The sequence below is a fragment of the Umezawaea tangerina genome (assembly GCF_003002815.1).
GTDB lineage: Bacteria > Actinomycetota > Actinomycetes > Mycobacteriales > Pseudonocardiaceae > Umezawaea > Umezawaea tangerina.
This window is the reverse complement of the sequence record NZ_PVTF01000009.1, coordinates 212,937-238,651: the sequence shown is the minus strand read 5'-3', so window position 1 is coordinate 238,651 and position 25,715 is coordinate 212,937. Positions and strand designations below refer to the sequence as shown.

Annotated in this window: 21 protein-coding genes; 8 read left to right on the top strand and 13 right to left on the bottom strand. The window is 72.5% G+C overall.

Annotated features, from left to right (window positions below):
• Positions 1-184: 184 nt before the first annotated feature.
• The gene (locus CLV43_RS29240; protein ID WP_170156061.1) at positions 185-2,464 is read left to right on the top strand and encodes an NACHT domain-containing protein; all 2,280 of its coding nucleotides are present in this window, start codon (positions 185-187) and stop codon (positions 2,462-2,464) included.
• On the opposite strand, the gene CLV43_RS29235 is transcribed toward CLV43_RS29240, so the two are convergent.
• The 4 genes from CLV43_RS29235 to CLV43_RS29220 form a co-directional block, all read right to left on the bottom strand.
• The gene (locus tag CLV43_RS29235; protein ID WP_106190975.1) at positions 2,451-2,705 is read right to left on the bottom strand and encodes a DUF397 domain-containing protein; all 255 of its coding nucleotides are present in this window, start codon (positions 2,703-2,705) and stop codon (positions 2,451-2,453) included. The genes CLV43_RS29240 and CLV43_RS29235 overlap by 14 nt on opposite strands.
• A gap of 24 nt (positions 2,706-2,729) precedes the next feature.
• Positions 2,730-3,578: a helix-turn-helix domain-containing protein gene (locus CLV43_RS29230; protein WP_106190974.1), complete on the bottom strand. Its 849-nt coding sequence runs from the start codon at positions 3,576-3,578 to the stop codon at positions 2,730-2,732.
• 256 nt (positions 3,579-3,834) lie between these two features.
• The gene (locus CLV43_RS29225) at positions 3,835-5,523 is read right to left on the bottom strand and encodes a phytoene desaturase family protein (RefSeq protein WP_106190972.1); all 1,689 of its coding nucleotides are present in this window, start codon (positions 5,521-5,523) and stop codon (positions 3,835-3,837) included.
• 150 nt (positions 5,524-5,673) lie between these two features.
• Positions 5,674-6,438, bottom strand: coding sequence for a class I SAM-dependent methyltransferase (locus tag CLV43_RS29220; RefSeq protein WP_106190971.1), 765 nt, complete (start codon positions 6,436-6,438; stop codon positions 5,674-5,676).
• A 189-nt stretch (positions 6,439-6,627) separates the two neighbouring features.
• Between CLV43_RS29220 and CLV43_RS48655 the strand changes: the two genes are divergently transcribed.
• Together CLV43_RS48655 and CLV43_RS29210 are read left to right on the top strand one after the other, a co-directional pair.
• Complete coding sequence (locus CLV43_RS48655; RefSeq protein WP_211304609.1) at positions 6,628-7,461, top strand: LuxR C-terminal-related transcriptional regulator; 834 nt, start codon at positions 6,628-6,630, stop codon at positions 7,459-7,461.
• A 98-nt stretch (positions 7,462-7,559) separates the two neighbouring features.
• On the top strand, positions 7,560-8,186 hold the full coding sequence (locus CLV43_RS29210; RefSeq protein WP_106190969.1) for a copper resistance CopC family protein: 627 nt from the start codon (positions 7,560-7,562) through the stop codon (positions 8,184-8,186).
• An 86-nt stretch (positions 8,187-8,272) separates the two neighbouring features.
• Here the strand turns inward: CLV43_RS29210 and CLV43_RS29205 are convergent, their stop codons facing one another.
• The gene (locus CLV43_RS29205) at positions 8,273-8,689 is read right to left on the bottom strand and encodes a hypothetical protein (RefSeq protein ID WP_146174955.1); all 417 of its coding nucleotides are present in this window, start codon (positions 8,687-8,689) and stop codon (positions 8,273-8,275) included.
• Between the two features lie 247 nt (positions 8,690-8,936).
• Between CLV43_RS29205 and CLV43_RS29200 the strand changes: the two genes are divergently transcribed.
• Positions 8,937-9,833, top strand: coding sequence for a DUF2382 domain-containing protein (locus CLV43_RS29200; RefSeq protein ID WP_106190966.1), 897 nt, complete (start codon positions 8,937-8,939; stop codon positions 9,831-9,833).
• A gap of 221 nt (positions 9,834-10,054) precedes the next feature.
• On the opposite strand, the gene CLV43_RS29195 is transcribed toward CLV43_RS29200, so the two are convergent.
• On the bottom strand, positions 10,055-11,671 hold the full coding sequence (locus CLV43_RS29195; protein WP_106190965.1) for an alpha/beta fold hydrolase: 1,617 nt from the start codon (positions 11,669-11,671) through the stop codon (positions 10,055-10,057).
• A 145-nt stretch (positions 11,672-11,816) separates the two neighbouring features.
• Between CLV43_RS29195 and CLV43_RS29190 the strand changes: the two genes are divergently transcribed.
• On the top strand, positions 11,817-13,094 hold the full coding sequence (locus CLV43_RS29190) for a sensor histidine kinase (protein WP_106190963.1): 1,278 nt from the start codon (positions 11,817-11,819) through the stop codon (positions 13,092-13,094).
• Positions 13,091-13,744: a response regulator gene (locus CLV43_RS29185; RefSeq protein ID WP_106190961.1), complete on the top strand. Its 654-nt coding sequence runs from the start codon at positions 13,091-13,093 to the stop codon at positions 13,742-13,744. Before CLV43_RS29190 ends, CLV43_RS29185 begins: the two co-directional genes overlap by 4 nt.
• On the opposite strand, the gene CLV43_RS29180 is transcribed toward CLV43_RS29185, so the two are convergent.
• The 6 genes from CLV43_RS29180 to CLV43_RS29155 form a co-directional block, all read right to left on the bottom strand.
• A complete protein-coding gene (locus tag CLV43_RS29180) occupies positions 13,741-14,529 on the bottom strand; it encodes an alpha/beta fold hydrolase (RefSeq protein WP_106190960.1) in 789 nt (262 codons plus the stop codon). The genes CLV43_RS29185 and CLV43_RS29180 overlap by 4 nt on opposite strands.
• A 71-nt stretch (positions 14,530-14,600) precedes the next feature.
• Entirely contained in the window at positions 14,601-15,944 is a 1,344-nt protein-coding gene (locus CLV43_RS29175; RefSeq protein ID WP_106190958.1) for a DUF2252 family protein, read from the bottom strand.
• A 91-nt stretch (positions 15,945-16,035) separates the two neighbouring features.
• Complete coding sequence (locus CLV43_RS29170; RefSeq protein WP_245887071.1) at positions 16,036-16,950, bottom strand: GlxA family transcriptional regulator; 915 nt, start codon at positions 16,948-16,950, stop codon at positions 16,036-16,038.
• 61 nt (positions 16,951-17,011) lie between these two features.
• Entirely contained in the window at positions 17,012-18,115 is a 1,104-nt protein-coding gene (locus CLV43_RS29165; RefSeq protein ID WP_106190955.1) for a DNA alkylation repair protein, read from the bottom strand.
• A gap of 128 nt (positions 18,116-18,243) precedes the next feature.
• A complete protein-coding gene (locus CLV43_RS29160) occupies positions 18,244-19,476 on the bottom strand; it encodes a class I SAM-dependent methyltransferase (protein ID WP_106190953.1) in 1,233 nt (410 codons plus the stop codon).
• Between the two features lie 488 nt (positions 19,477-19,964).
• On the bottom strand, positions 19,965-22,802 hold the full coding sequence (locus tag CLV43_RS29155) for an AfsR/SARP family transcriptional regulator (protein ID WP_106190952.1): 2,838 nt from the start codon (positions 22,800-22,802) through the stop codon (positions 19,965-19,967).
• 267 nt (positions 22,803-23,069) lie between these two features.
• Here CLV43_RS29155 and CLV43_RS29150 point away from each other — a divergent pair, with 267 nt between their 5' ends.
• Positions 23,070-23,573 (top strand): sigma-70 family RNA polymerase sigma factor, encoded by a 504-nt coding sequence (locus CLV43_RS29150; RefSeq protein ID WP_106190950.1) that lies wholly within the window; start codon positions 23,070-23,072, stop codon positions 23,571-23,573.
• Here the strand turns inward: CLV43_RS29150 and CLV43_RS29145 are convergent.
• Complete coding sequence (locus CLV43_RS29145) at positions 23,570-24,409, bottom strand: alpha/beta hydrolase family protein (protein ID WP_106191393.1); 840 nt, start codon at positions 24,407-24,409, stop codon at positions 23,570-23,572. The two genes, CLV43_RS29150 and CLV43_RS29145, sit on opposite strands and share 4 nt — an antisense overlap.
• Positions 24,410-24,634: 225 nt before the next feature.
• On the opposite strand from CLV43_RS29145, the gene CLV43_RS29140 reads away from it, so the two are divergent.
• Complete coding sequence (locus tag CLV43_RS29140) at positions 24,635-25,714, top strand: hypothetical protein (protein ID WP_106190949.1); 1,080 nt, start codon at positions 24,635-24,637, stop codon at positions 25,712-25,714.
• The last annotated feature ends 1 nt before the right edge of the window (position 25,715 follow it).

Below are 25,715 nucleotides of genomic sequence, written 5' to 3'. Positions count from 1 at the left end.
ACTCGGGTACCGGCTGCCCGGATAGGGGTTGACGTCGCAGAACGGCGGTTGTGGACAATGGGCGAGTAGTCGTCCACCGTCCGTGATGTCCGTTCCTGCGGCCATTCGGGCTATCGACGCGGCGAGCACCTACCACCGACGGCCGGTTCGCCACTACGGTCGGTTTCCGACGTGGGAGGTGATCATGGTGTGGAGAGCCGCGGCCAGGACGTTGAGGGTCGTCGCGTTCGCGATCCTGGGTGTCGTGACGATCCTGGGGCTGCTGCCCGTCGCCATCAACGTGGCCACCGGCGGGACCGCGCCCGCGGTGCTGGGGCCGTTGGTCGACTGGCTCTGGCCGCTGATCATCGTGCTGTCGGCGATCATGGTGGGGCTGGTGGTCTGGGACCGCGGCAGCGGACAGGGCGTGCGGATCATCCCGCGCCGCCCCGGCCACCCGTCGCACCGGGTCAACGCGGTCGACCGGGTCGAGCTGGAGGTCCTGCGGCGCAGGCACGGCTCGCTGGCCGAGCAGCTGGTGCTCAAGCTCGGGCTGGCCGCGCCGCCGCACCCCGTGCTGCACCGGATGGACCCCGCCACCCGACCCGACCCGGACGAGCCGCCGTCGGGGATCGCCGAGGTGTTCGCCGAGACGCAGCAGGTGCTGCTCGTGCTGGGCGCCCCCGGTTCGGGCAAGAGCACCCTGCTGATCGACCTGTGCGCCGACCTGCTGAGCCGGGCCCGCGCGGACAACGAGCAGCCGGTGCCGGTGCTGCTGGACCTGGCGAACTGGTCCACCACGGCGCTCAAGCCCAAGGGGCGCGGCCGGTCGACCAAACCCGACGACTTCGTGGAGTGGCTGCTGCGCGAGGTCTCCACCCGCTACCGGATCGCCGTCCCGGTCGGCCGCGCCTGGCTCGCCGAGGGCAGGCTGGCGCTGCTGCTGGACGGGCTGGACGAGGTCGCCGCCGACGACCGCGACCGCTGCGTCGAGCAGATCAACGCGCTGGGGGAGCGCTCGGCCGTGCCGAGGATCGCGGTCGCCAGCCGGGCCGCCGACTACGAACGGCTCAGCGCCACGCTGCGGTCCCACCACGCCGTGCGCGTCGAGCCGTTCGACCGCGAGCAGGTCGAGGAGTACCTGGAGACCGTCAGCCCGCGGCTCGACGGCCTGCGCCACGCGCTGGAACGCGACCCCGAGCTGTGGAGCTCGGTGCGGACGCCGCTGATGCTGGATCTGCTCGCGCTCACCTACCGCACCGGCAAGCCCGGCGACGACGTGTCGACCGGCGGCGAACGGGCGCTGCTCGACACCTACCTGGTCGAGATGGTCGCCCGTGACTCGACCGGCGGCGCACCCTCGGCCGAGCGCGCCTTCCGCTCGCTGCGCTTCCTGGCCAGGCTGGCCGCGAGTCCACTGTGGAACGACCTGGTGGCGCGCGGCAGGCTGCCCAGCCGGGTGGCCTGGCTGGAGCTGCTGCCCGCCAAGCCGATCTGGCTGCTGTTCCTGCGCGTGCAGCCCGCCGTGCTGGCCGGGGCGGTGGGCGCGCTGGCGACCGTGATCGGCCTGAAGCTCGGCCTGCTGTCCGGGTTGCTGTCGGGACTGTGCCTCACCGCGCTGGTGGTCGTGGTCAACCACTTCCTCGTGACGCACCTGTTCGTGTTCCGGCGGCCGCCCGGCACCAAGTCGTGGGGTGTGCTGCCCGCGGCCATCGGGCTGCTGGTCGGGGCCGTGACCGGGCTGGTGCTCGGGGTGCTCGGCGGCTGGCTCGGGCTGCTGCTGGCGCAGCTGCCGACGATCCTGGGATTCGCCGCGGTCATCGTGATCACGTTCCTGGTGGCGTTGAGCGCGAGCGTGCACCTGGAGGCCGTGAAGGACGCCCCGTACTGGGCGGTCGCGGTGTCGCTGCTGCCCGCCGCCGTCATGGTGTGGACGGGTCCGTCGCGGGAGCTGCTGGTGGGACTGGGCATCGGCCTGTTCGCCGGGCTCGCGACGAGCCTGTTCGTCAGCGGGTTCTTCGGCGTCTGGCGGGCCCTGCACGTCGAGCAGTGGACCTCGCTGCAGGGTCGGGGCCGCTGGTGGCTGCGGGTCGCGGTGCCGATGGGCGTCGCCGGGACTCTGCTCGGCACCGGGCTCGCCTTCTGGCTGGGCGCACCGCTCACGACCGCCGTGCTGGCGCCGATGACCGGCGTCCTGATCGGGCTGTTCAGCGCCCCCACGTCGGCGCGCGAGCACCTGCTGCCGTTCGAGCTGATCTCGACCGGCATGGCGGAGCTGCTCGCCCGGCCGCTGGTGCTGGGCGAGCTCCCGTTGCGGCGCAAGGCGTTGCTGCACTTCGCCGGGGACCGGATGCTGCTGCTGCACGTCGAAGGGGAGTACCGCTTCGCGCACGCGCTGGTGCGCGACCACCTGGCCTCGTGCGACCCGGCCGAACTCGGCGCGGCGGTCGAACGCCGCCGCGCCGAGCTGGTCAAGACCGCGTGACGTCCGACAGGAACCTGGCCCACGTGCTCGACGGGAACTCGAGCACGTGGCCGTGGTTCTTCGTATCGCGCACACCGACCGCGGCACCGGTGTGCTGGACCTCGACGCACGCCATGTCGGGCCCGCTGTAGCTCGCCTTGCGCCACCCGATCTCGACGCAGGACTGGTTGGGGTTGCTGTAGCTCGCCTTCTGCCACCCGGAGAACTCGTCCTCCTGGAGCGTCGGGCGGATGTCGGCCATGCGGTCACGTTCCTTCCTGGGTTCTCACCTCGCGAGCAGGAAGGTGCGTGACTGCTCAGGGCCGAGAGCTACGGCGATCTGCTGTTTCCACACCTTGAGGTAGACGGATACCTCTTCCTGCTCGGAGGTGACGTCGCCGTCCTCGATACCCTCGACGTGGACCAGTTGAACCTGTGGATCGCTTTTGTATCCGAATATCGCGAAATTCGACTCCTGCCCCCAGTAGTACCCCACTTCCCAGGGGACCACCTGGACCTCCAGGTTGGGGCGGTCGATCATCTCCGCGATGTGCTCCTTCTGGCCACGCCGAATTGCGTTGCTGCCCGACATGTTCGCCATCCGCTCGAAAGCGGCCTGGTCGATGATGAACCAGAACTTCTTGCCGGGGTCGTCCAGGACGAGCTGGCGCTCCAGCCGGTTGACGGTCTCGCGCTCGATCGCCTCGGGCGTCATCGACGGGCGCACCGACCGGAACAGCTGGCGGATGTAGGCCTCGGTCTGCAGCAGGCCGGGGATCGTCATCGCGGTGTGCTGCCACTGGTAGTGCGCGCTGGTCTCCAGGTCGACGACCTCGCGCATGGTGCCGTGGAACCGGGCGCGCAGGGACTTCGGCGAGTACCGCCCCTCGCGGCCGCGGGCCATGTCGACGAGGTTCTGCCTGGTGGAGATGTCGGGGCCGTAGCCGTCGAGCAGCGTGGTCAGGTCGGGGATCTTGACCCCGCTGTCGCCGCGCTCGATGTTGCCGATCTTGTTCTGCGTGCAGTCGAGCAGCTTGCCCGCCTGGGCCTGGCTCATCTCGCAGGCGATCCTCAGCGCTTCGAGCTTCCGCCCGATGATGATGTTGACGACGCGCTTGGGGATGGCGGCGGTCATCGGCCCTCCGTGGTCCGTGAGCGTAACTTGTGATGACGGAACGTAGCAGGCCACTCCGCTGAGTTAGACTGGTATTCAATGTGGTTAAACAGTTTGGTCGCCTGGCTCCCCCTCGAATGCGTGAACACTACGCGGCGAAAAGTGGTTATCAACATTGTTGAGCGGACATCACCATTTCGGGCGACTCCTCCGGATGCCGAAAACCGCCCCCGCCGAACCGCGGCTGCGGTACGGCGGGGGCGGTATTGGGTAACGATCAGGCCAGGGTGGCGAGACCGCGGGCGTTCGCCCGCGCGCGACCGCGGGACACGGCCACCGGGTCCCACCCCGCGGACCGTTCCGGCATCAGCTCCCGGTTGCCGACGACGGCGCCCTTGACGACCTCGCCGAACAGCAGGGGCCTGCCGATGATCTGGCCCGCGCACACGATCCCGCCCGCCATCACGCCGGTGATGCCGCTGCCGAACTGGGTGCTCTGGCCGACCACGTAGAGGCCCTCCACGCCGGTCTCGAACACCGGCCGCTGGCCCGCGTCGCCCCACTTGGACATGCCGAACGGCGTGCCGCCCGACGAGCGGGTGTAGCGCTCCTGGGTCAGCGGCGTGGCCATCTCCAGGTGCACGATGCTGTCGCGGAACGGGCCGAGCGCGCGCTCGCCCGCCTTGACGACGGCCTCGGTGAAGCGCTCCTTCTCGGCCAGGTACTTGGGGTTGCGCCGGTACTTCTCGCCGTCGACCGGGCCGTTCTCCACGCCCCAGCCCGAGTAGCCGGGCGGGCAGAGGGTGATCAGCTGGAACGTCGAGTGGCCCGCCGGGTGCATGTGCCGCGAGTCGGCCTCGTTGCGGGAGGCGAACGAGATGAACAGGTGCTTGATCTCCTCCGGCTGCCCGTCGTTGTGCAGGGTCTCGTACAGGTGCTCGATGTTGTCCTCGGCGTACCACCACATGTTCGCGTCCTCGGGGCGCGTGTCCAGCTCCCGGTCGAGCGCCACGTAGACGGTCGCGAAGGGCAGGCCCATGGAGGCCTCGCGGGTGTCCTGCACGAGCTCGGGCGGGAAGTGCTCACCGCCGACGAGGTCCAGGATCGTGCGCCGGTAGTCGGCGTTGGAGATGACGATCGGTGAGGTGACCTCGGTGCCGTCGTGCAGCAGCACCCCCCTGGTCCTCCCGTCCTCGACGAGGATGCGGTCGACCTGGCTGTTGGTGCGCATCTCGCCGCCGTGCGCCTCGATGACCTCGGTCAGCGTCGCCGCGATCATCTGGCCGCCACCGACCGGGTGGTAGGCGCCGCGGATGTAGTGGTCGGTGACCATGGAGTGCGTCGCCACCGACACCTCGGTCGGCCCGAGCCCGTAGTTGGGGGACTGGGCGGCCAGCACGGTGCGCAGCCTGGTCGAGAGCTTGCAGTGGTCGAACAGGGTGGACAGCTTGTGCCAGCCCCAGCCCTGCAGGTACTGCGTCCCCTCGATGATCTGCTCGAACGGGACGTCGGGCGACCAGCTCAGCGCCCAGTGCTGCTCCTCGCCGGTGGCCTTGGTGACCGTGCAGAACTCGCGGATGCCCTCCACCTCGTCGGGGAAGGCCTCCTCCAGGCGCCTCTGGTACTCCTCCCAGTCCGACGGCACGTCGAACACCATGCCGGGGATGACGATCTTGTCGAACCCCTCGGGGTTGAGCTGGTGGAACTCCACGCGGTCCTCGGCGCCCAGGCCGCGCAGGACGGTGGGGATGATCCCGTCCTCGCCGCAGTCGCCGAGGTAGTGCACACCGACGTCGAACTCGTACCGACGACGCCTGCGGAACACGTGGCTGTTGCCACCCGCCCAGTCGTGCTGCTCGAGGACGAGCACCTTGCGTCCGCTGGCGGCCAGGTACGAGGCGGTCGTCAGGCCGCCGAGACCTCCACCGACGACGATGGCATCCCAGTCACTTCGTTGTGTCGTCAACGCGACTCCGCTCGAAGATCGGAGCAACCCCTGTGGGCGCTGCTCTCCGGTAAGGGCACCCCACTGAGATTCCTCCCCCAACCCCTCCCCTCCTACCCCTGCCCACCCCTAAAACAGTGTTATCTGACGGTGTTTTTTAGTGAATAACCTTCATGTCCAGGGGGTCTGTACGGGTGCCCGTTTCCGGGCTTCCAGCAGGTAGCGTCGTGCGTGGGAGACGAACGGACCCTCCGATCGGATCCGATCGTGCAGACCGATCAGTTGGGGCCGGTAGCGCTCTGGGGTGAAGCCCGGCACGGTCCACAGGACCTTCCTGAGGAAGTGCACGATCGCCCCGATGTCGTAGTACTCGGCCCTCAGCGATTCGTGCAGAAGGGTGATGACATCGAGCCCGGCGGCGTCCGCGGACTCCGCGATCCCCTCGTCGGTGGGCGCGGGTAGGGGCCCCATCATGGCCTCGCTCAGCTCCCGGTTGGACCCCGCGCCGATCCCCTGCGACAGGTAGGTGCCGCCCGGCTTGAGCACACGGGCGATCTCGTGCCACAGCACCGCCGTGGGGTGCCTGCTCACGACGAGGTCGAACGCGCCGTCCTCGAACGGCAGGTCCGCCGTGTCCGCCGACTCCACCACCGTCCCGCCCAGCGGCGCCAGGGTGCGCCGGGCGATCTCCAGGTTCGGCGGCCACGACTCGGTGGCCCTGAGCACCGGCGGCGGGTGCGGGATGGTCGCCAGCACCTCGCCCCCGCCGGTCTGCAGGTCGAGCGCGGCCTCCGCCTTCGCCATGCGGTCGGCCAGCAGCCCCGCGTAGCCCCAGGAGGGCCGTTCCTCGGTCGCCCGCCCCTCGAACCAGGAGAAGTCCCAGCCCTCCGTGGGGACGGCCGACCCCTCCGCCAGCAACTCCTCGAAGTCGTCCATCCGTCCAGCCTGGCACCGCGGCGCAACCGAATTCGGCGCTCACTGGTGATCACGAGACGCCCTGGACCTCGGCGGTGAGGCGCTTCCGCACAACCGCGCGTCTCGGGTGGCCCGAACACGTATTTATCACCCGTCCGGCCGCTCCTTTCCTGGTGGTACGCCCTTCCACGAGCTTGATGGGGGACTGGGATGAGCATCGCGGTCCACGACGGGTACGAGTCCGCCGGTCGACCGGTCGACGCCCACTCGGACCGGTTCGCGACCCTGATCGCGAACGACGACAGACCCGGCGTCCACGTGGTGGCGGTGACGGGGCGCTCGGACCTCGCGCGCGCGTGCACGCTCGACGCGTACGCGCTGCTGGCGAACGCGCACGAGCTGCCGGTGGTGCGCGGCCGGGCGCCGGAGCGGCCCGTGCCGTACGGGTTGTTCGCCGACGCCTTCGACCGCGCGGCCGCCGCGCCGGAGCCGTTCACGCCGGTGGAGCAGGACGCGAACCTGGTGCTGCGCGGTCTGTTCCGGTCGCTGGCCGAACCGGGGTGGGCGCGCGGGAACGACCACCACCGCGCCGTGTGCACGACGCTCGACACGATGTCCGGGCCCAACGGGACGGTGTTCCTGCTCGACGACGTGCACCGCGCCGACGAGGGTTCGCTGGCCCTGCTCGACCACCTGGTCCGCCGCGGCCCGCGCACCCCGGTCGTCCTCGTGCTCGCCCACGACCCGCACCCCGTGCCCGCCGCCCTCGCGGCGGTGCTGGCCGAGGCCGAACGCCACCGCTGCCCGGACACCCTCGCGCCGGTCGTCCGCCTGGTCGACGCGGGCGGGCACCGGCTGACCCAGCGCGAGCTGACCGTGCTCCAGGTGCTGGCGGAAGGGCTCACCGCCGACGCCATCGCCAGGCGGCTGGACATCTCCCCGCGCACCGTCCACCGGCACCTCCAGCACCTGTACCGCAAGCTCGGCACCACCGACCGGCTCGCCACGGTGCTGCGCGCCAAGTCGCTGGGCCTGCTGCCGTAGCGGATCGGGGGATTCGCGGGAACCGATGGGGTCCTCGGCACGACTACCTGGAGGATGATCTCCTCCGCCATGCCGACCGGACCACGAAGGGCCACCTGATGAACCTCCGACGCCTCGGCGCCGCGCTGCTGCTGACCGGCCTCGCCCTGGCGGGAACCGCGACCCCCGCGCTGGCCCACGCCGAGCTGCTGAGCAGCGACCCGGCGGCGGGCGCGGCGCTGCCCGCCGCGCCGACGCGGATCCAGCTCACGTTCGCCGAGCCGGTCGGGCTCCCGGAGAACCCGATCACGGTGACCGGGCCCGACGGGGCGACCTGGAAGGTGGGGCAGGTGACCGTCGCCGGTGCCGTGATCACCGCACCGGTCATCCCCGCCGGGCCGTCGGGGGAGTACGTGATCGACTACAAGGTGATCTCCGACGACGGCGACGAGGTCGGCGACAAGATCCGCTTCTCGCTGACGGCACCCGCCGCGGTGCCCACGTCCTCCGCGGCGAACACGAGCACGCCCGAGGACACGACCGCGACCACCACCACGACGACGACGAGCACCCCGGCGGCCGCGCCGTCCGCGGACGCGCCCGCCGGTGGCGGCGGGGTACCGGTGTGGGTGTGGATCCTGGGTGCCGTCGTGCTGGTCGGCGCGGGCGCGTTCGGCGCGACGCGGCTGGGCAGGACCAAGTCCGAGCCGGAGGCCCCGGTCGACCCGGAGACCAAGCCGGAGTAGCCGCCCCGCAAGGACCACCGGGTTCCGACACCGGCCCGGCGCCCACTGGCGTCGGGCCGGTGTCCGTCCACGGACCCGTCGCGGGATCAGCGCGGCGACACGAGCGGGTTGACCTGCCAGTGGCCGTCGACGTTCGTGGTGGGCAGGTGCGCGGTGAGGCCGCGGTCGTCGTTCACGGCGAGGAACGTGTCGCCGTCCAGCACGACGACCGAGACGTGCCACCTGCCGTCGTGCGGCTGGCCCACGAGGTACTTCGCCACCTCGTCGCTGCCCTCGACCGGCCCGCCGAGCAGCGTGACGACCCCGTCGGGCTGCCGGTTGTTCAGCGCCGACTCGTAGGCGCGCGCCAATTCGTCGGGCGAGGGCGCGCCCGGCGGTGGCTCGGCGTGGATCCACAGCGCGATGAACACGACCCAGCCCACCACCATGCTGAACGCGAGGAAGCGCAGCACGCGGGTGCTCGTCCGGGAGACCGGACGGGGTTCGGAGCCGATGCCGTACATGGCCCCGATCATGCCCGGCGGACGGCCGTTCCCCAAGACCTCCCGCCGACACCCGGTGTGACCGCGCCGATGTCGGGCGTCCCTCGGACGTGCGGTCCGGCGCGGCGGTCCACGAGGGCCGTCCCGCTACGCAGAGTCGGGGCGTTTCCCGTCCGGGTGGCTTCGGGTCCGGTGGCGCGTGGACGCCGGCGGGACGGGTAGCCCGTCCTGGCGAGGATGTCAGTCCATTCGGGAGAGAGGTTGTCCGATGATCGACCAGAAATCGGTGGAGCGCCTGTACGAGTGCGATGTCATCGACGCGCGGGGTGACCGAATCGGTTCCGTCAAGCAGGTCTGGCTGGACGAGGCGAGCGGGCAGCCGATCTGGGCGTCCGTCCACACCGGACTCTTCGGGATGCGCGAGAGCTTCGTCCCGATCCAGGACGCACAGGTCAAGGACAAGCACATCACCGTCCCGGTCGAGAAGCAGAAGGTGAAGGACGCCCCGGAGGTCGACGCCTCGGGCGGCAGGCTGTCCGACGCCGAGCAGGCCGGTCTCTACGAGTACTACGGCATGATCCCGGCCGCGAACAGCGGTGACCACGACCGGCTGCCGCAGCGCTCCGGCAACCACATGGCCGGGCAGGACCGGATGACCGACCAGCAGCGGGTGGCCGAGCGCCGGCGCACGGCGGGTCTGCAGGACGCCACCGGTACCCGCGACCGGATGGGCCGCGAGCAGGACCGGGCGACCGGGCAGCGGGAGCGCGGGACCGACCGGCAGAGCATGACCCGGTCCGAGGAGCAGCTCAGGGTCGGCAAGGAGCAGGTCGAGACCGGCCGCGTGCGCCTGGTCAAGCACACCGTCACCGAGCAGCAGAACATCACGGTGCCGGTGTCGCACGAGGAGGTGCGGGTGGTGCGCGAGCCCGTCGACCCCAACGACACCTCCGCCCGCGGCGGCAAGGCTTTCCAGGACGACGAGACCGAGCTCGTGCTGCACGAGGAGCGGCCCGTGGTGCGGAAGGAGACCGTCGCCGTCGAGCGCGTCGGCCTCGGCAAGGAGACGGTGACCGAGGAGCGGACCGTGGGCGGCGAGGTCCGCAAGGAGCGGATCGACGTCGTGGACGACTCCAGGCAGACGCCCGGCGACCGCAAGCGCTGAGGCGTTCCCGCGGGGACGGGGACGCCTCGGAGTGCGTCGCCCCGTCCCCGCCGTGCCGGGCGGCTCGCCTACCGCCGGGCACGCGGCCGGGGTGGCTCCACGAGCCACCCCGGCCGCCCTCGCGGTGACACCGGTCGGGTCCGGACGACCCCCAGCAGGCCGCCTGTCCGCACGACCGTCGGCGTGGCGCGCGCGCCCGGACCCGCGGTCACCGCACCCGTTCAGCCGGTCGTCAGGTCGAGTCCCGCCGCGGTGAGGCCCGTCGGTCCGGGGGCGTCCGGGCCGTCGGGCAGCGGGACGCCCTGGCAGCCGCCGTCGATCCGGCCCGTGGTGAAGTACTCGACCAGGTCGGCCGAGCACTCGGGCACCCGCAGGACGGACCCGTGGACGTCGTCCTCGACGGTGTAGGTCCTGCCGCCCACGGCCGCCTTCATCTCGGCGGTCCACTCGAACACCGAGACGCTCTCGTGGCGGTGTCCGACGAGCACCAGCGACCCGGTGCCGCGGCGGAGCCGGTACTCCTGGACGGGCAGCGGCCACCCCGCGCACCCGGCCGAGAACCGCAGGGACCTGCCGGTCACCGGGTTCGCCGCGAGGCGCTGCCGGAAGTCGGCCCAGGCGTGCTCGAAGTCGAGCCTGCTCGGGTCCTCGTTGCAGAAGGCGGCCTGGTTCATCGTCCGGTTCACCGGCTCCGGCGCACCAGGCGGGGGCGGGGTCTGCGGCGGCCCCTCGACGACGTCCTTGAAGACCGGCGGCGCGGTCGGGCCGGTCGACTCCCGCAGCGCCTTGAGCACCTGGCCCACCAGCGGCCACGCCCTGGAGGGCTGCGCGGCGCTCACGGCGATGATCTCGCCGTCGACCGCCCTCGGCAGGTCGGTGTAGTGCCTGGGGTTGGCGTCGAAGTCCCGGACCATGGCCAGGATCGTGGCCCGCACCCGCTCCGGGGTCGCGCCGAGGCCGTAGGTGTCGTCGAACCGGGCGAGCCACGCCACCAGCCGGGTGGAGTCGCGCTCGGCGGCCATGGCGCGGCCGTCCTCGAACTCGTCGATCCGGAAGTGCGGCGGCGCGACGCTGTCCAGGAACACCCGGCCCGCGGAGGCCGGGAACTCGCTGCGGTAGACCGCGCCCAGCCACGTCCCCCAGGACACGCCAAGGAAGCTCAGCTTCCGCTCGTGCAGCGCGGCGCGCACCAGGTCGAGGTCGCGGGCCACGTTCTCGGTGGTGAGCTGCCGGAGGAACTCCGGATCGCTGTCGCCGCAGGACTTGTTGAACGCGACCTCGAGGTCGTAGTCGGCCTTGGCCGCCTCCTTGGTGATCGGGCCCGTCGGCGGCTCGCCCTCGCGGTGGGGCGGTGCGCAGTCCACGTGGGTGCTGTAGCCGACCCCGCGCGGGTCGAAGCCGATCAGGTCGTACCGGTCGCCCAGCCGCGCTGCCTCGTCGTTGGTGAGGGTGCCGATCTGGACGCCCATCAGGTATCCGCTGCCGCCCGGACCGCCGGGGTTGACCGCGAGGCTGCCCAACCGGTGCGCCTGGTCGAGTGCCTTGAGCCTGGTGATCGCCACGTCGATCCGCCTGCCGCCGGGCTCGCGGTGGTCGAGCGGGACGCTGACCGTGCCGCACTCCATCCGGTCGAGCTGGGCCCGGACCGCGGGCAGCCGGTCGTCGGGCACGCCGATGGCCAGCAGCACCTCGTCGGAGTAGGCGGGGCAGGTCTTCCAGGCGACCTGCGGTGTCGGGCCGCGTCCGGTCGCCTCGGCCGGACCGACGCCCAGCGAGGTCAGCGCCACGGCGGCGACGGCCACCGCGGAACCCTTGCGCATCAGCACTTGTCGTCTCATGCCGACAAGGCTGGCGCCGCCCGCGTGCGCCGCGCGTCCGTCTGCGCGCCCATGACCACCTCTGTCGCGAGGGGTACACCGGGTCGCCGATATCCGTCTTGCGACTGACGCGGGCGCACACCGCCGGGTCCTAGGCTCGCGGGTCATGACGAAGCGGCTCCGCGACTGGCCACGTCTGCCCGCGGTGCTCGACGGGGTGTTGGCCGTGGCGTTCCTGCTGGCGGGTACCGCGGTGGACCTCGGGCCCGGCGACGGCGGCTTCCCCTTGGAGAAGCAGGCGGTCGTCTGGTGGGGCGCCACGGTCCTGGCCGCGGTCGCGGTCGGGTTGCGCCGCCGCTGGCCGGTGCCGATGACCTTCGTCGCCGCCGCGTCCGTCGCCACCCACCTGCTCGCGGGGATGCCCCTCGCGGTCGTCGACCTGAGCCTGCTGGTCCTGCTCTACACGGTCGCGGTCCGCTACCGCAGGGTCGTCTCGGTCGCCGTCCTCGGCGGTCTGGTGCTGCTGGCCGCCGGGTGGAGCGCCCACAACGCGTTCGCCCCGCGCCGGGTCGTCGCCCCGCCGGAGACCACACGGGTGGTCGCCCCAGTCCCCGGCCGCGGCGAGCCCATGCGCCCTCCCCCGCCCGTGCCGCCCGACGACAGCGCCTGGGACACCTCGTGGGACGAGCTGCTCGTGTGCGCCTCGGCGCTGCTCGCCGCCTGGGCCATCGGGTTCGGCACGCGCAGCAGGCGGGCGCACCTCGACGAGCTCCGCGCGCGGGCCAGTGAGCTGGAGCGCGACCGGGACCTCCAAGCGGCGTTCGCGGTGGCCGCCGAACGCGGCCGGATCAGCCGCGAGCTGCACGACGTGGTGGCGCACGGGCTGTCCGTCATGGTGATCCAGGCCCAGGGCGGTGCCGCCGCGCTGGACAGCAGGCCCGCCGACACCCGGTCCGCGCTGGACGCCATCGTCCGCACGGGCCGCGAGTCGCTGGCCGACATGCGCCGGGTGCTCGCGGCCGTCGGCGCGGTCGAGGACACCTGGCACCCGCAGCCGGGGCTGGCCCAGCTGACCGCGCTCGTGGGCCAGGTGCGCAAGGCGGGCACCCCGGTGGGGCTGCGGGTCGAGGGCACCACCGTGCCGCTCCCGTCCACTGTGGACCTGTCGGCCTACCGGATCGTGCAGGAGGCGTTGACCAACACCATGAAGCACGCGGGCAAGGGGGCGAAGGCCGAGGTGGTGCTGTCCTACGTGCGCGAGGGGGTCTCCATCAGGGTCAGCGACGACGGCCGCGGCCCGGCCACCCGCACCGGGGGCGGCAACGGGCTGCGCGGCATGCGCGAGCGGGCCAGGCTCCTCGGCGGCAGCCTCGTCGCCGAACCCGGCCCCGACGGCGGGTTCGTGGTCGACGCCGCCCTGCCGATCCGGGGGAGCGCCAGGTGATCCGGGTGCTGATCGCCGACGACCAGACCCTGGTGCGCACCGGGTTCCGGATGATCCTGGAGAACTCCGGGGACATGCGCGTCGTCGGCGAGGCGGGCGACGGCGCCGAGGCCACCGCGATGACGCGCGACCTGCGCCCGGACGTCGTGCTGATGGACGTGCGGATGCCCGAGGTCGACGGCGTCGAGGCGACCCGCCGCATCTGCGCGGGCGACACCGGCGCACGGGTGCTGATGCTCACGACGTTCGACCTCGACGAGTACGTCTACGCCGCCATCCAGGCGGGCGCGAGCGGCTTCCTGCTCAAGGACACCCTCGCCGCCGACCTGCTGTCCGCCGTCCGCGTGGTCGCCCGCGGCGACGCCTGCGTCGCCCCGAGCGTCACCCGCCGCCTCCTCGAACGCCACATCGGCACCGGCGCCCCGCCGCCGTCCGAGGCGCTCGACGTGCTGACCGAACGCGAGCGCGAGGTGTTCGGCCTCATCGCCCGCGGCCTGTCCAACAACGAGATCGCCACCCACCTCTTCCTGTCCGAGGGCACCGTCAAGACCCACGTCAGCCGCGTCCTGGCCAAGCTCGGCCTCCGCGACCGCGTCCAGGCCGTCGTGCACGCCTACGAGTGCGGCTTGGTCCGCGCGGGGACGCCCTAGCGCTCCACCGAGGCGAACGCCTCGCGCAGCCGTCGGGCGAACTCCTCCGGGTGCGTGGTGTACCCGCCGTGGTCGCCGGGGAAGGCGACCGGCTTCAGGGACAGCGACTCGGCCAGTGCCACGGCGGTCCGGTGCGCCAGCTGCCCCTCGGACTCCTCACCGACGGCGATGACGACCGGCAGGGCGGCGACCCGCTCGTCGACCCGGAAGTCCTGCATGGGCCCCATCATCGAGCCGAGGAAGAACTCGAGGTTCCGCATCATCCCGGCCATGGCCTCCGGCGGCGGCTCCGGCATCCGCGCGGACGTCCCCGCCAGCCCGGTCACGTTCAGGAACACCCCCATCGCGGGCCCGACGCCGTCGGCGAGGTAGGTGCCGTGGATCCTGGTGAACCCCGCGTCCACGTCGGCGAGCACACCGGCCGCGGGCGGCTCGTGCGCGACCAGGGCTCTCACCTTGTCCGGGTGGGCCGCCAGCAGCTCAAGGCCGACCACCCCGCCGCCGCTGCTGCCCAGCACGTAGGCGGGCCCGCCGCCGACCTCGTCGAGCAGCCGCGCCGCGTCGTCGGCGAACGTCCGCACCGACACCTGGCCCGGCGCGTCCACCGCGCTGCGCGACAGCCCGCGTGGGTCGTAGGTGACGACCGCGTGGTCGCGGGCCACCACCTCGGCGAACCCGGCGAACGCGTGCGCGTCCGCCGGACCGCCGGGGATGAGCAGCAGCACCGGCCCGGAACCGGTGACCTCGTAGTGCAGCGTCGCGCCGTCGACCTTCAGCGTGCCCATGTCGCCCTGCCTCCGTTGTCGGGATCTCTGCAGGTAGGACACCGCTCACGCCGAAAAGTCATCGTCGCCGGTCAGAAGAGCGGCCGCCCGGCGTTCTTCGCCGCCACGTACGCCTGCCAGTCGCTGGTGACCTGGTCCGCGTAGCCCGTCGCGAACGCCCGCGTCTCGGCCTGCAGCCCGGACACCGACGTGATCGCGCCGTCGATCGCCGCGTCCGCCGAGTAGCCGAGCCCGGTCCCCGCGATGTCCTGGTCCGCCCGCGAGTGCGCCGCCGCCAGCAGCCGGGCCACGTCGCGCACCGAGTCGTCCCACACCGCGGACGAGTCGAGGTCGTCGATCGAGAGGTCCTCGGCGAACGGCGACTTCTCCCGCACCAGCACCGGCGTCGCGCCCACGCTCGCCCAACCCGCCAGCGGGTCGGACTGGTTCACCAGCCACCGCATCGCCAGCGCCGGTCGTTGACCGCCGGTCAACGAGGTCGCGGTGGGTGCCAGCGGCTTCGGCGCCGGGTCGACCTCCTGCTTCAGCTCCAGGAGCACGTCGTCGGCGTTGCTCGTCGTCGGACCCTCCACCAGTGCGTACCAGCGGTAGCGGCCGAGGCTGCCGGTCCCCGCGCCGAGCCTGCGCCGGACGTCCTTCACCGTCGCGGCCTGCGCCGTCAGCGGCGCGGACGCCGTCGTCCGGTACGCCGCCACCGCGGCGACCACGTCGGCACGGGTCGCCGCCGACACGGCCTGGAGCTGCGGGTCGGACTTGAACGCGCCACCGGACGTCCACTTCGCCAGCAGGTCGGACCGCTTGTCGCCCGCGGCCTTGTCGATCAGCTCCTCGGTCAGGTCCGACGAGGTCGAGGCGGTCAGCCGGTAGGTCAGCTCGTCGTCGGTGCCGTGGAACTTGCCGATCCACTGCGCGTACTCGGCGACCAGGGTGTTCAGGTCAGTGGTGATCTTCGCCGCGCTTCGCCCGTTCGCGCGTTCGGCCAGCACCACCGAGACCGCCTCCCGGCGCAGTTCCCACGTCCACGACCCGCGCCAGGCGTCGTCGGTGTCGGTGAGCTGGAACTGGGCGGTCCCGTCGGCGCCCTTGTCGGCCCCGGTGTTCTCCAGGTGCGCGTCACCGGTGATCCACACGTCGCCCGCCGCCGTGGCGTAGGCGGAGGGCGCGAGCTCGCCGAGGTCGCGGTAGAACAGCGGCGACGTGCCCCGGAAGAACCCCCACGCGCTGGCCGCCAGCTTGGTGGTCCGCGCCTGGAGGTCGTCGTCCGTGGCACCGCCGTTCGCGGTGTGCAGCGCGTGGTCGCGCGCGTAGACGACCGCGACCGGGTCACGGGAGAGCAGCGGCGCCGCGTCGGCGGGAACCACGGCCACGGCGAGGGCGATCACGGACAGGGGGACGGCACCGAACCATCGACTCATTCCTCCCGTTGTACCGGCCGCGGGTGGACCGCGGCCGAACTCCGGCTGTCGTGACTACGGGCATCCGATGATCACCGGGGTTCCCGCGCCCTCATCCCCGCAGCGCCCGCAGCGCGCGCCCGTCGGTCAGCCCCACCGCACGGGCGGCCGCCTCCATCGTCGACCCCTGCCCGATCAGGTGCTCGGCCCTCTCCAGCCTCAGCAGCTGCTGGTACCTCAGCGGCGTCATCCCCGTGGCCCGGTGGAAGTGCCGGGTCACGGTCCGCTCGCTGCACCCCAGCTCCCGCGCCATCCCCACCAACCGCAGCCGCTCGGTGAACCTCTCCTCGATCAGGTCCTGCAACCGGTGCACGAGGTCGTCCACGTGGTGGCGGTGGCGCAGCAGCACGCTCGTCTGCTTCTCGTCGCCGTTGCGCCGGGTGAAGATCACCAGGGTCCGCGCGATCCGCGCCGCCGCGCCCGGCCCGTGGGCCTGGGCGATCAGGTGCAGCGCCAGGTCGATGCCGCTCGCGATGCCCGCGGACGTGGCGATCCGGCCGTCCACCACGAAGAGGACGTCGTCGACCACGGTCGCGGCCGGGTAGCGCCGGGCGAGCTCCGGGCGCAGGTCGTGGTGCGTCGTGCAGCGCCTGCCGTCGAGCAGGCCCGCCCGGCCGAGGATCTCGGCACCCGCGCACACGCTGACCACCCGGCCGCCGCGCTGGTGGTGGCGGCGCAGCACGTCGAGGCTGTTCCTGCCGACCTTCACCTTCGCCAGCCCGGTGAGCTGGGACCCCGGCACGACCACGAGGTCGGTCGGCTCCAGCTCGGGCCACGCGGTGTCGACCCGGATCGGCAGCCCCTCCGCGGTGACGACCTCCGGCTCATCGGCCACATAGGACAACCGGTAGGGGAGGCCCTGGTCGATGGCGGCCTGGTACACCTCGGCGGGGCCCGCCAGGTCGAGGAGGTACAACCGTTGCGGCAGCAGGAACACGACGTTGGTCACCGCGGAGCGTGTTCTCATGGAGGATAGATACAAGATCCATATCGAACCGCCAAATCCGGGGGTCCCGACGAGGTGGATTTCAGCCGGATGTCCGTTCCGCCACCAGGGCGAACGGGGTCCGGCCGAACGTCGCGCCGTTCACCTGGAGCTCGATCGCGTGCTCGCCGGGGTGGTAGACGCGGGTCGTGATGGGGCGGAACGAGTGCGTGCGGGCGACCGTGAGCCGCTCACCGGGCGGCAGGGTCTTCGTGGTCAGCTTGAACACCTTGGCCGTGGTCGACCCGTTGGCCTTGCGGTGGTGGACCACGTAGTCGATGGCGAGCTTCACGGGCGCGCCGCCGGTGTTCTCCACGGTGTAGGAGAAACCCAGCTCGCCGCCGACGGCCACGGTGTCGCTCGTCAGCTCCGCGCCGTCCACCACGAGCCCTTCGGCGGGCCCGAAACCCAGCAGCGCCAGCGCGTCCGGGTGCCCCTGCTTGACCAGCGTGCGCAGCCCGTGCCGGACCAGCCGGAGCGTCGGACCGTCCGGGTCGGCGCGCAGCCAGCGCGCCGCGACACCCGCGGCGAGCGCGGGGTCGCGGCGGCTGATGTCGTTGAGGTGGTTGGCCACCGACCGCCGCACGTACTCCGACGGGTCGCGGTGCAGCGCGTCCAGCACCGGCACCGCCGCGGCCGGGTCGTCGAAGATCGCGCGGACCCGCTTCGCCCACGGCAGCAGCGGCCTGGTGCCCTCGCTGGCGAGCCTGCGCACGTGCTCGTCCGGGTGCGCGGTCCAGGTGAGCACGACCGGCAGGGCCCGGCGCAGGTCGTGCTCCAGCAGGCGCCGGATGCCGAACTCGGCCGTCAGCCTCGGGGTCAGCTCGGCGAGCAGGGCCAACGCCCGGTCGAACGCCTCGCCGCCGCCGTCCTCCAGCGCGCGGCTGGTGACGGCCTCGGTCACCGGCCAGATCATCCAGCCGGTGAACCCGCTGTCCGGCAGGGCTTTCCGCACCGCGGCCTCGAACTCCGCGAAGCCCTCCGGCAGGTCGGCCAGCAGCGCGTCGCGCACCAGGTCGCTGCGCTCCCGCAGGCCCAGACCGTCCAACATGGAGGCGGCGGCGAGCACCGCGGGCATCGGCCCGGCCAGGCACCGGGCGAGCCCGGCGACCGCGGTGGCGTCGAGCAGTTCGTCGGCGGTGGGCACGGTGCTCCTCGCGGTGGTGGAACCCCGAGTCTAGGACCGCCCGACGGCCGCTCTCAGGCCGACCGGGACGTGTCGACGGGGCGGGCGCCGACCAGGCCGTGTTCCGGACCCGCCCGTCGACGTCGTCCTCAGGGCAGGCTGCTCGTCAGGAACGGGAACAGGCTCGTGGCCAGCTCGACGCGGGCGGTGCGCACCAGGGCGGGGTCGAAGTCGGCGAACACCTCGCGCATGGTGCGCTTCCCGTCCACCGCCGCCAGGATCGGCCGGACCCGCGCGGGCGGGAGCGCGTTGGGGAACGCGGAGGTGTTCGGCACCTCGTTGTAACGGCCCTGCTCGTCGAGGACCCAGCGCCTGCGCCGCGCCGAGGTGGGCGTGAACACGGTGTCCAGGAACGCCTCGTCGTGCTCGGCGGCGGTGAGCCTGCCGCGGGCCGCGTGCCCGGCGTAGAACCACATCATGGGGGAGCTGTCCATCAGCAGCAGGTTCGACACCTGCCAGCGCTCCCGGTCCGGCAGGCCCTCGTAGCGCTCGCGCACCTCGGGGTCGCGGATCGGCACCTCCCACAGGTAGGACTCGCCCGCCTGGTCGAACGCGTTGACCGTCGGCGCCTCCACGGTGAGCCCGCACTCCTCCGCCATCGCCCAGAACTGCTCGACGGTGTAGTCGTGCTCCAACGGGCTCATCCAGCTGTCGGCCCAGCCCTCGTCGCCCATGTACTCGTACTGCTCCAGCCTGCGCCCCACCTGACCGCCCGGTGGCACCGACTCCGACAGCCTCCTGGCCAGCGAGAGCCTGTCCTGCAACGACTCCACGTCGTCGTAGCCGAGCACGGTCAGCGCCTGCTGGAACCGCACGATCTCCTGGCGGTGGAAGGTGTTGTAGACCATCAGCTCCAGCACGGCGTCGGGCCGCATCGCCGCGGTCAGCCTGCGCAGGCACGCGGGCGGGTCCGGGTTGTGGTGGATCACGCCGGTGCACAGCACGTAGTCGAACCGCTCCCGGTGCTCGGCCTGCGTGATGCCCTCGTGCCGCAGCTCCAGGTTCGTGACGCCGAGCTGGGCGGCGTTGGCCGCGCACATCTCCAGCGACCGCTCGGAGGCGTCGGTGCCGAGCACCGTCGCGCCGGGGAAGCGCAGGGCGGTGATCAGCGCCTGGTTGGTGCCGCAGCCCGCGACCCAGATCGAGGCATCGGGGGCCAGCCGGGTGTGCCCGTAGTCGCCGACGTCCTGCGCGATCATCCTGGTGTAGAACGCCGGGTCGTCCAGCGCGACGAGCTGCCGGGGCGGCCAGGGGTAGGGGAAGGAGCGGTAGAAGACGTTCAGCACACCGCTTTCGTGCCCGTTCACGACGTTCGCGGTCATCGGGACCTCCTGGGTCTCTTGCGGCGCGAGAGTGCCCGGCAGGTCGGCGGCGCCCCGACCGCGGAAAGCGCTGCGGGTCCTTTTCGGATACCAGCGGGTCCTCGGGCGGCCTCCCAGTCCGCACCGGGGGCCCGGTCGGACGGTGCGAGGTCGAGTCGCGCCGGGACGTACCGGGTGGAATGCGGACAGCCTACGCAAATCCCCGTGCCAGCGCGAGGAGTCCGCGGCCGGCTCGTCGGCCGCGCGGGGTGCTCCCGTCGGCCTCCGCTGCCCGCGTCGTGCGGCCGTGCCGGTCGGGAGCGGGAGCCGACGTCCGCCGCCGACCAGCCGCGACGGGTCCTCGTGGGACGTCCGGCGCGCGCCGAGGACCGTCCGGAGTGGACGGTGCCGGGGCTGGCGGGGTCGACCCGGTCCGCCGTCCCGTGCCCGTGACGCCTTTCGGTGTGCCGAACCCGTGGACGGCGACCGGTTGACAACCCCGGAACCGGTCAGCTCGCGCTGGCCGCCGACAGCTCGAACCGCACCGGCTGGCCGAGCACGGCGGCGGCCTGCCGGGTGTACTCCTCCGCTGCCCGCGTGTCGCCGGTGCCCAGGTGGACCGCGGCCAGGTTCCGCAGGGTCACGGCCTCGCTGTAGAGGTCCTGGAGGTCCCGGTGCACCTCCAGCGCCTGCCGGTAGCACAGGATCGCGCGGCTGTGCCTGCCCGCGCGGTCGTGGATGGTGCCCAGGCTGTCCTGGGCCGCGGCCTCGAGCGACCGGTTCTCCAGCTCCCGCGACATCAGCAGGGCCTTCTCGCACAGCAGGACGCCCTGCTCGTGGTCCCCGAGGTCGCTGTGCGCGCACCCGAGGTTGTTGATGCAGTCGGCCTCCATCAGCCGGTCGCCGAGCAGCCTGCTGATCTCGTGCGCCCGGATCTCGTGCTCCAGCGCCTGCTGGTGCATGTTCTGCCGGCCGCACAGGTCCGCGATGTTCTGGTGCGTGCGCGCCTCGCCGCGCAGGTTCCCCAGCTCCACGTACAGCTCCAGCGCCGACCGGAACTGCCCGGCGGCGCGGACCAGGTTGCCGAGGTGCTTGTGGGCGTACCCGAGGCTCCGGTGCACGTAGGCCCGGCCCGCGCGTTCGCCGGTGCGGCCGGTCGCGGCGAGCGCGGCCTCCTGCGCGGTGACCTTCTGGTGCCAGTGCCCGTTGCGGTCCAGGAACGGGTCGAACGTCCAGCCCAGGCGCCAGGTGTGCTCGTCGAAGCGGTGTTCGGCGGACATCTCGATCGCCGCGAACAGCGTGGGGGACATGGTGTTCGTCCACGCCTGCGCGGCCGCGCGGTCCGCGATCGGCTCGACGACCGCGCCCTCGCCGAGCGGCGGCAGCGCGATGGGCGGCCGGTGCGGGTCGATCAGCCCGGCGGCCAGGAAAGCGCTGTGCAGGTAGTGGTCCAGCACCCGGCCGCGGGCGGCGCGCCGGACGCCCACGGTGTCCACGGCCTCCGCGAGCTCGTTCGCGTAGACCCGGACGAGGTCGTGCATCGTGTAGCGGCGCGGCGCGTACTGGGAGACCAGGTGGCCGCGTTCGAGCTCGTCGAGCAGCGGCACGGCCTTGGCGACGGGCACGCCGAGCAGGGCCGCGGCGGCGCGGGCTGGCACCTCCGGGCCGGGGTGCAGGGCGAGCCGCCGGAACATCTCCGCGGCGGCCGGGCCGAGCGCCTGGTAGGACCAGGTGAACGCGGCCCGCGCGTCGATGATCGAGTCCGCGTCGGCGAAGCTGTCCAGGCTGTCCTTGGTGTCGCGCAGCGCGGCGGCGACCGCGCTCAACGGGTGCAGCGGCTGCAGCGCGGCGCGGGCGGCGACGATCGCGAGCGCCAGCGGGAGCCCCGCGCACAGCTCGATGATCTCCGACACCGCCGCCGGGTCGGACGCCGCCGACCGGCTGCCCAACCTGCGGACCAGGAACTCGCGCGAGTCGCCCTTCGACAGCGGGCTGAGCAGCAGCGGCCGGGCGCCCTCCACCGCGACCAGCGACAACAGCTGGTTGCGGCTGGTCACCACGACGTGGCAGCCGGTCGCGCCGGGCAGCAGCGGACGCACCTGCTCGGCGTCGCGGGCGTTGTCCAGCACCACCAGCACGCGGCGTTCGGCCAGCACGCTGCGGTAGAGGTTGACCTGGGCGTCGAACCCGACCGGGATCCGCGCCGACGGCACGCCCAGCTCGTCGAGGAACCGCCGCACGGCGTCCTCGGGCTGCACGACGTCGCCGGTGTGGTCGAACCCGCGCAGGTTCAGGTACAGCTGGCCGTCCGGGTAGAGGTGCGCGATCCGGTGCACGTAGCGCACGGCCAACGTCGTCTTGCCGACCCCGGCCATGCCCCGGATCAGCGTGACCGCCGTCGAGCCCGCTGGGTCGTCGTGCTCGGCCAGCAGGTGGTCCAGCTCGTCCTTGCGCCCGGCGAACACGGCCAGGTCGCGCGGCAGCTGGGCGGGCATGACGGAGGGCGCGGGCATCGGCGCGTCCACCAGCGGCTCGGGCTCGAACCGCACCTCCGCGGGCGCCTCGGGCCCCTCGCGCAGCACCGACTCGTGCGCCGCGCGCAGCTCGGCACCGGGGTCGATGCCCAGCTCGTCGGCCAGCCGGGTGCGGATGGCCGCGTACACGTCCAGCGCGTCCGCCCGGTAGCCCGCCGCGGCCAGCGCCAGGATCAGCCGGGAGTGCGACGGCTCGTCGAACGGGTGCTGCGAGGTCACCCACTGCAACGGCACCAGCAGCGGTTTGGGCAGGTCGCAGCGCAGCGCCAGGTCGGTCGCCTCGTTCACCGCCGCCACGTGCTCGCGCTCCAGCGCGGTGAACACGGCGTGCGCCCGCACCGGCGCGGGCGTGTTAGCGGCCACCGGCCCGTCCCACAGGGCCAGCGCCTCGGCGAACGTGTGCACGGCCTGCCGGTCCGACCCGGCCGCCCGCTCGGCCCGCGCCCTGGTCATCAGGTCGCGGAAGCGCAGCAGGTCCAGCGTCGCGGCGTCGGTGGTGAACCGGTACCCGCCCGCCCCTCTGATCAGCCACCTCCCGGCCTCGCGGTGGCCCAGTTCGGGCTCCAACGCGCGGCGCAGCGCGCCGACGTACCGGTGCAGGAGGTTCACTGCGCTGCCGGGGTGGTCGGCGCCCCAGAGGGCGTCGACGAGCGAGGCGACGCTCACCGGCTGCCCGCCGTGGGCGAGCAGGAGCGCGAGCACCGAACGCTGCTGAGGTGGCCCCAGTTCCACCTCGACACCGTCCAGCCACGCGCGGAGGGGGCCGAGAACGGCCAGTCGCAGGGTGCTGCGTGCTGGTTCAGGGAACAACATCGCTCCGCCGGGGTAGGTGGCTCCCACGAAGGGGGCCACGTGGTCACACTTTAGTCATTGGGTGTCAAGTCGGGCGAATTACGGTTTGCGAGCGGTGGTCGGCCTTCTCCAGACACAGGAGCGGCCCGGCACGCGTCGGATACGAGTCGGTGGATTAACGCTCGCCGCGCGTCTCAACCGGTGGACCGCCGTCAGCACAAGGGCAAGGGGAGGCCGTTCGGCACCGGCACGTCCGCCGGTCGTGGACGGCGGAAGCAGGGGAGAACCGTGACGTCGCGACGAAACGGGGCCGATGCGTTGGTCCGCCAGCTCTACTCCGAGCACGGAGGCGCCATCCTGGCGCACACCACCATCCTGACCAGGGACAGGAGCGCGGCCGAGGACGTCACGCAGGAGACGCTGGTCCGCGCGTGGCAGCACCGCGACGCGCTGGTGAACGGCAAGGGGTCGGTGCGCGGCTGGCTGCTCACCACGGCGACCAACATCGTGATCGACCTGTCGAGGCGGCGGAAGGTTCGGCCGACCGAGGTGGCGATCACACCCGACCAGGCCACGTCGGCGGGTGACCACGCCAAGTCCGTGGTGGACGGTGTGGTGGTGCGGGACGCGCTGGTGCGGCTGCGGCCGGAGCACCGGGAGGTGCTGGTGGAGGTGTACCTCAACGGCAGCAGCATGGCCGAGGCCGCCGACATCCTCGACCTGCCGATCGGGACGGTGAAGTCCAGGTCCACCTCCGCGCGCCGGGCGATGCGGGAGCTCCTCGCCGGCTAGAGCACCTTCCCCAGGAAGGCGAGCACCTCGGCGTTCAGCTCCTCGTGGAACGCCTGCCGGTCGAACCCCGGCGGGTCCTGCGAGGGCGGGAACGCCGGGTTCGCCATCCGCTCGGGGAACGGCGCCAGGAACGAGTAGTGCCCCGCGCCCGGCACGACCCGGTGCTCGACGTCGGCGACACCCGTCGTGACGATCTCCGCGTGCCACGGCGGCGTGTGCTCGTCGTGCTCGGCGGTCAGCATCAGGACCGGCACGTCCACCGCGGCGAGCGACCCGGCCCGCTGGAACCACGCGGTCGCGGGCGCCAGCAGCACGAGCGCCCGCACCCGCTCGTCGGGGGTGACGTCGACCGGGTGCGGCTGGCGGTCGGGGGTCTCGTGCGGGAACGCGGTCGGCGTGCCGCCCGCCAGCGCCAGGCCGGTGCAGCCGCCGAGCGAGTGGCCCACCACGGCGACCGGGCCGATGTCGAAGGCGCCCGAGGCCCAGTCGACGACCTGCCGGACGTGCCGCGGCCGGTTGGCCAGGATCGCGGACGTGCCGCCCAGCTCGTTGTCGTTGCGGTTGTTGAGCGGGTGCTCGGGCAGCGCGACGACGAACCCGGCGCGGGCCAGGTGCGCGGCCAGTGTGCGGTAGAGCAGGTGCGACCCGCCGGTGCCGTGCGAGACGACCACGAGCGGGTGCGCCCCCGGTTCGACGGGGCCGTCGAGGGCCACCTCGGCGGTGTACGGGCCGAACGGCTCGGGCCTCTCGGGCGCCGTGGACGGGTACATGACGAGCACGGGGAACGGCGCCTCCGCCATCAGCTCCACCGTGCGGCACCCCGCTGACCTGGTCATGCGCGGCACGCTAACACCGGACACCGACATCGGCGGGTCCACCGCGCGGCCGCGGGCACCACGACCACCCGGTGCTCTCCCCGCCGGTGACGTGGCAGGAGGTCGTGGCGGGACCCCACGGGCGTTCACCGAACGTTCACCCCGCCTTCCGGGTCGCAGCGGCACCACCGCGCGTCCCACCGGCGGATGATCCGGATCGGTGACCTACTCCACGAGGTGGCTGAGGTGAAGCGCTTGTCGGGCATCGCGCTCGCGGTGGTCCTGCTGGTCGGTGTGGTGTTCGCGGTGGTGCGCGGTCGGTCCGACGAGGCGGGCTCGCCGGACCTGGAGACCGTGCGCGGGGTGATCGGGTCGGAGAAGCTCGCGTTCTTCGCCGACCGGCGGGTGAAGGACGCCTTCGCCCGGCACGGGCTGCGGGTCGAGGTCGACCCGGCGGGCTCGCGGCAGATCGCGACCTCGGTCGACCTCGACCGCTACGACTTCGCGTTCCCCTCCAGCGCCCCCGCGGCCGAGCAGCTCCAGCGCGCCCGCGGCGCGGCCAGGACGTACGCGCCGTTCTCGTCGCCGATGGTCGTTGCCACGTTCGACCCGATCGTGGAGCTGCTGACCGCGCAGGGCGTCGTCCGCCAGGGGCCGGGTCGATACCGGGTGTTCGACGTGGCGCGGTACCTGGAGCTGACCGCGGTCGGCACCCGCTGGGACCAGCTGCCCGCCAACACCGACTACCCGGCGCGGAAGAACCTGCTGGTCACCACCACCGACCCGCGCGACTCCAACTCCGCGGCGATGTACCTGGCGATCACGTCGTTCGTGGCCAACGGCGGCGTGGTCAGCTCACCCGACGCCGAGGCGAAGGTGCTGCCCGTGGTCGGGAAGCTGTTCCTGGAGCAGGGGTACACGCAGAGCAGCACCGACGGCCCGTTCGAGGACTACCTGTCCGCGGGCATGGGCAAGACGCCGCTGGTGCTCGCGTACGAGGCGCAGTTCGTCGACCGGGTCGTGCGCGGCGACTCGACGATCCGGCCGGGCATGACGCTGCTCTACCCCGCGCCGACCGTGCTGTCCAAGCACACCCTCGTGCCGTTGAAGCCCGCGGGCGACAAGGTCGGCGAGCTGCTCACCGGCGATCCGGAGCTCGGGGAGCTGGCCGCCACCTTCGGGTTCCGCACCGCCGACCCGCGCTACTTCCGGCAGGTCGTCGAGGAGCACGCGGTGGCCGTGCCGGACACCGTCGTAGACGTGGTCGAGCCACCCTCCTACGAGACGCTGGAGCGGATGCTCGAAGCGATCGCGAAGCAGTACTGAC